The organism is Roseibium sp. RKSG952 (assembly GCF_009711355.1).
The window spans coordinates 1-5487 of the sequence record NZ_SMMF01000719.1 but is presented as its reverse complement, the minus strand read 5'-3'; the positions used below and the strand labels follow the sequence as shown (position 1 = coordinate 5487).

Below are 5487 nucleotides of genomic sequence, written 5' to 3'. Positions count from 1 at the left end.
AGCCAATCGTAACATGCATGATATGGCCTTATGTCACAGAAAAGACGATCCTGGCATCACAAGGCCGGAGGAGGATCGTCCTCATAAGGTGTTCGTGACCTTGAAAGGAAGACACCTCATGCTCAGCAAATTCATCAAGCCGTGCCTGATCGGCGGCGCATTGGCCGCCGGTTGGAGTTCGCAGGTCCTGGCCGTCGATCTGGCATTCAGCCCGGATTGCCAGGTGTTTTCGGCAATCAATGTCGCCAATCCGAATACCGGTATCACCTTCCGGAAAAATCCGAACAGCGCAGCCAATCGTGCAGCAACGGCGACCGTGTTCCAGATCGGAACCGCTCAAAACATCGTCATTCAGGCAGGAACAGCCTCCTGCTTTTTCACAACCGCAGGCAATGACAGCTACTGCTTTCTGGCCCGCAGCGCAGGCACGATTGCAAACATCAATGCTGTCGAAGGGGTCAACAATTTCGGTCTGCCCGCCTGCCAGTAATCCGGCCCCTACCTGTGGCCAACCGGCCGCGGGTAATGCTTTGCGCCAGTGCCGGTGACCGAAAATCCGGCCATGTAAGGGTCGCGTTCGTCAAGCACGATCGTGCTGATGCCGGTCTTGATGGCCCAGCCTTCGATCGTCGGCACGATCCCGGTCTTGTTGCCGATGCGGATCTCTTCCCGGATTCCCCCCTTGAACAGCGACCCGATGACGCTTTCATGGACAAAGGACTGGCCGGTTTTCAACTGCCCCCTGGCATGGAGCTGCGCCATGCGGGCGGAGGTGCCCGTACCACAAGGGCTGCGGTCAATGGCCTTGTCGCCGTAAAACACCGCATTGCGTGCATCTGCCGTTCCATTTGTGGCCGGGCCGGTCCACTGGATATGGGTCACGCCGCAAATGTCCGGGTTTTCCGGATGCACCATGTCGAAGCTCTCGTTGATCGCGGCCCGCAAAGCCGGGCTGATCGCGACAAGCTGGTCGATCGGCACGGAGCCGACACCGGCGAAATTGTCCTGCGGTTCGATGATCGCGTAGAAATTGCCGCCATAGGCAACGTCAAAACGCAAGCGCCCCAGCTCCTTACACTCGATCTCCAGATTATCCGCCGCAAGAAAGGCCGGGACATTCGTCAGCTTGACCGAAGAAACATGGTCCCCGTCCATGGTGTAGTCGGCAAGGACCAGACCGGCAGGCGTTTCCAGCCGTGCAAGCCCCGGCGTCTTTGGCGACAGCAACCCCTCTTCAATTGCCATGGTAACGGTGCCGATGGTGCCATGGCCACACATCGGCAGGCAGCCGGAAGTTTCGATGTAAAGCACTCCGGCATCATACGCTTCCGAGGACGGCGGATAGAGGATCGACCCGGACATCATGTCATGGCCGCGCGGTTCGAACATCAATCCGGTCCGGATCCAGTCATAATCGGCCATGAATTTCTTGCGCCGCTCGAACATCGAGGCTGCCTCGATCTGCGGGCCGCCACCGGCCACCAGCCTGACCGGGTTGCCGCACGTGTGTCCGTCGATGCAAAAGAACGTGTGACGCGCCATGGATGTGTCCTTCCGCCTGTCCCTTGTCAGAAGCGCCTTGCGCAAAAGGGGGTGAGATCAATCTCCGGTGTCTCGTTGGCAAGCAGCTTGGCATCCAGTTCACCGGTGACGGCCGCCTGCGTCAGGCCATGATGCGCATGACCGAAGGCATAGGCAACATTCCGGCTGGCCCGCGACAGTCCGATGACCGGAAGGCTGTCCGGAAGAGAAGGCCTGAACCCCATCCAGCGCGTCCCCTCCTCCGCCGACAGACCGGGAAAAAACAGTTTCGCCTTGGTCACCATCGCCTCAACGCGCTTCCAGTTGGGCGGCAGGGCCAGCCCGCCGAACTCGACCGCCCCGCCGATCCGCAAGCCGCCGCTTAACGGCGACAATACAAACCCGTGCCCCGGCAACATGATGAAGCGGTTGGGCGAAACGCCCGGATTGGCAACAGTGATGTTGTAGCCCCGTTCGGTATCGAGCGGGACCCGATCCCCCAATTGCGCCGCCAGAGGCTTTGACCACGCCCCGCAGGCAATCACGGCCTTGTCCGTGCGGATCGTCTGGCCGGCGCCGGTCGTCAAGCGCACCCGCTCTCCGTCGGGCACAATCTCGTGAACGGCCTCCCGCCGGAAAGCAATGTTGCGCGTCTGCAGCCAGTTGCCGAGGGACAGGCACAGGCGTCCCGGATCGTCCATCCGCACCCAGCCGGGCACCAGGGCGCCTCCCGCCACCCGGCTCGACAACGCGGGTTCCAGAGCGCGCAGCTGTTCGGCATCGAGCTCTTCCACCTCGATACCATGTGCCCGCTGGTCTTCCCAGGAAGCCCGATGGCGCTGAAGGTCTGCTTCCTTGTCAAAGACTTCAAGGCACCCGTCCCTGAAGACTTGATCATGTGTGCCGCTTGCCTGCCACAACCGTTCCCATGCCGGAAGGGCACGGGCGTTGAGCGCGGCAATCGCCTGTGTTGACCGGTGAACCCGCGCAGGCCTTGAGGCCGCCAGAAACCTGAGCATCCAAGGCAGGGCCGCCAGCGCGTAGCCGGGCCGGACCGCCAGTGGGCCCAGCGGGTCACCGAGCCAGGACAGGGCCTGTTTCCAGATCCCCGGTGCCGCCAGCGGGGCAACGTCGGTCCATGCAATCGCACCTGCATTGCCCTGACTGGCACCGGCTGCCACCGCGTCCCGGTCCAGCACCGTCACTGTGTAGCCGCGATCCGCCAGACCGGCCGCCACCGCCAGTCCGACAATTCCCGCACCGATAATATGAACGCTTTGTTCGGCCATGCCCCGACTTGCTCCGAATGTCTGTCCATAAGAGCGGAAGGCATGGCGGGTTGGCAAGAGCGTGCAAGACCCCCCTTCCCCCTGACTGAACGGTTTCGGGCGAACTGCGATCTCAGACGTGCAAACGCGGGAACTGGCCATCGCTGAAGATCAATTCCGGCATCTTTCCCCGCTGCAACGGAATCCGGAACGGTCAGGCGGGTCTCTTGTCCCGCACCCGCACCCCCGGTGTCAGCAGCCAGCTGAACAGGACGAGAGCGATGGCCGCGCCAAGGAATTCGCAGATCAAAAACCCCGGAAGATCGACGGGCCGGATCCCTGAAAAGGTATCGGTGAAACTGCGCGCAATTGCGACCGCCGGATTGGCAAAGGAGGTTGAGGCCGTGAACCAGTAGGCCGCCGTGATATAAAGCCCGACCAGCCACGGCACGGCGCTTTCGCGAAACTTTATCCCGGCCAGGATGGTACCGACGAGACCGAAGGTCGCGACAATCTCGGCCACCCATTGCCCCGTGCCCGTGCGCGCCGTGGTCGAGGCTTGCAGGACCGGCAGTTCGAACATGACATGGGCCACGAACGTTCCGAAGATCCCTCCGGCGACCTGAACCGCCATGTAAGCAAGCGCCATCGGCACCGCGATTTGCCGTTTGAGCAGAAAAGCGAATGTCACGGCCGGATTGAAATGCGCCCCGGAAATCGGCCCGAGCATGGTGATCAGGACAACAAGGATCGCGCCGGTCGGGATCGTGTTGCCCAGCAGCGCAACCGCCACATCATCTGTCAAATTGTCGGCCATGATCCCGGACCCGACAACGGTGCCGACCAGCATGGCCGTGCCAAGGGCTTCGGCGACGAGCCGCCGGGAAACATCATAATCAGAAGCGCTCATGCGTTTTCGCCCAGAGTTTCAGGAATGTTTGCGAGACGTTCACGCGCATCGGGCGCATCAAAAACCGTGTCTTCAAGATCCAGGAACGCCGAAATTCGTTTCTTCATCCGGTCGTAGGCGAGATCGAAGGCTGCAGCGCGCGCTGCATCATCGCCTGCAACACCGGCCGGGTCCGGAATGCCCCAATGCACCACCAGCGGATGCCCGGGCCACACGGGACAGGCTTCTCCTGCTGCACTGTCACACACGGTCACAATCAGATCCATGCGCGGTGCGCCGGGTCCGGCAAACTCCTCCCAGCTTTTTGAGCGATACCCGCCAACCTCAACCCCGTGGCGCGACAAGCAGGTCAGTGCGTCCGGATTGACGGTTCCGCGCGGAGTGGATCCGGCCGAATGGGAAGAAAAACGGTCCCCGGCCAGATGTTTCAACAGAGCCTCACCCAGAATGGAGCGCGCCGAATTGGCAGTGCAAATAAAAAGAACGTTCCGCATGAGAGCCCCTGAAACGCTTGGTTGCCTTTTATGAACGGTCGGGTTCGACCGGGAGAACAGGTCTGGCTCCCATCACCGGAGCGCATAGATCCGGATTCCCGCCACAGCAGTCCTCCAGCAGGTAATTCACCAGCCCCTGCATCACTCCGATCTGCGCCGAATACACAATTGAGCGCCCTTTCCGTTCAGCCTCGATAAGGCCGGACCGGGAAAGGACGCCCAAATGGGTCGATAGGGTATTTGCACGCACCTGAAGTGCTTCGGAAACAGCGCCTGCGGTCATGCCTTCTCCGCCCGCCCTGACAAGAAGGCGGAAGACATCGAGCCGCGTTTCCTGGCCCAGCGCTGCCAATGCATCCAAAGCATTATTTTTATCCATAATTCGAGAATACTCGAATTATGGATCCATGCAACCGTTAATTTTCAGCGGCGGGAATTGCTTCGGCGCGAAATGCAAGAAGACAAAACACAAGCACAAGGAAGCCAAGCAATGCACTCACCGCGAATATCGGAGCAAAGGCACCGCTGGCGGCATAGACTGCACTGGAAACGGCAAGGCCGACCGTGCCGCCGATCATCTGCGCGGCCATGATCACGCTGCTGGCTTCGCCGTGCTTGTAGGCGGGAAGAGCCGAGACAACACGCATGCGCGGCGCAATGAACAGAAACGGAATGGCCGCTCCGGCAATCAGCAAGCCCCCACCAAGCACATAGATGTTGCCGAGCAAAACCGACGTTGTCAGTAGAAGCATGCTTATGGTCATCGTGGACAAGCCGAAAAAAATCAGTTTCCGGGGCGGCAGACGGTCGGCAAACCTGCCACTGACCGGCGAGATGACCGGCTGCAACAGGGCCGCCATGAAGACGATGATCCCGGCTTCGAATGCCGTGAAACCAAGTTCCCGCTGCGCATAAAGCGCTGCAAAGATGTAGAGTTGCATTTTGGAGTACTGCGTCAGAAAACTGACGAGATTACAGGCGGTGACCACAAGGTCCTTGAACAGGCTCACCTCTATCAGGGGGTGGGGGATGGCAAGTTCCAGCCGTGCGAACAGGTAGATTAGCGCAAGTCCCAGAGCAAACAGGCCAAGAATGACAGGATTGCCCCACCCCAGAGCTCCGGCTTCCATCAATGCAAAGACAACGGCGAACATGCCGGCGGCGATCAGAACGAGGCCCAGCCAGTCGATGGCTGTCCGCGGCGGCCGTTCGACATCGCGCCATGTCACGATCGAGATGGTCGCGATCAAGACAACAATCGGAGGGTTGATCCAGAAGATCCAGCGCCAGGAAA

At 60.4% G+C, this 5487-nt stretch carries 7 protein-coding genes; 1 reads left to right on the top strand and 6 read right to left on the bottom strand.

The window, feature by feature from the left end:
* The first annotated feature begins 118 nt into the window (after window positions 1–118).
* A complete protein-coding gene (locus E1297_RS04695; RefSeq protein ID WP_155134544.1) occupies window positions 119–490 on the top strand; it encodes a hypothetical protein in 372 nt (123 codons plus the stop codon).
* Window positions 491–498: 8 nt separating this feature from the next.
* Here the strand turns inward: E1297_RS04695 and E1297_RS04690 are convergent, their stop codons facing one another.
* The 6 genes from E1297_RS04690 to E1297_RS04665 form a co-directional block, all read right to left on the bottom strand.
* Window positions 499–1542 (bottom strand): 4-hydroxyproline epimerase, encoded by a 1044-nt coding sequence (locus E1297_RS04690; protein WP_155134541.1) that lies wholly within the window; start codon window positions 1540–1542, stop codon window positions 499–501.
* Between the two features lie 26 nt (window positions 1543–1568).
* Window positions 1569–2810 (bottom strand): FAD-binding oxidoreductase, encoded by a 1242-nt coding sequence (locus tag E1297_RS04685; RefSeq protein WP_155134538.1) that lies wholly within the window; start codon window positions 2808–2810, stop codon window positions 1569–1571.
* Window positions 2811–3003: 193 nt separating this feature from the next.
* Window positions 3004–3699 carry an MIP/aquaporin family protein gene (locus tag E1297_RS04680; RefSeq protein WP_155134535.1) on the bottom strand — a complete coding sequence of 232 codons (696 nt, stop codon included), beginning with the start codon at window positions 3697–3699 and terminating at the stop codon, window positions 3004–3006.
* A complete protein-coding gene (locus E1297_RS04675; protein ID WP_155134532.1) occupies window positions 3696–4193 on the bottom strand; it encodes an arsenate reductase ArsC in 498 nt (165 codons plus the stop codon). The genes E1297_RS04680 and E1297_RS04675 overlap by 4 nt, the downstream gene beginning before the upstream one ends.
* A 28-nt stretch (window positions 4194–4221) precedes the next feature.
* Window positions 4222–4572, bottom strand: a complete 351-nt coding sequence (locus E1297_RS04670; protein WP_155134529.1) for a helix-turn-helix transcriptional regulator — start codon at window positions 4570–4572, stop codon at window positions 4222–4224.
* A 37-nt stretch (window positions 4573–4609) separates the two neighbouring features.
* On the bottom strand, window positions 4610–5487 hold an 878-nt coding region (locus tag E1297_RS04665), incomplete at its 5' end, for an MFS transporter (RefSeq protein ID WP_155134526.1).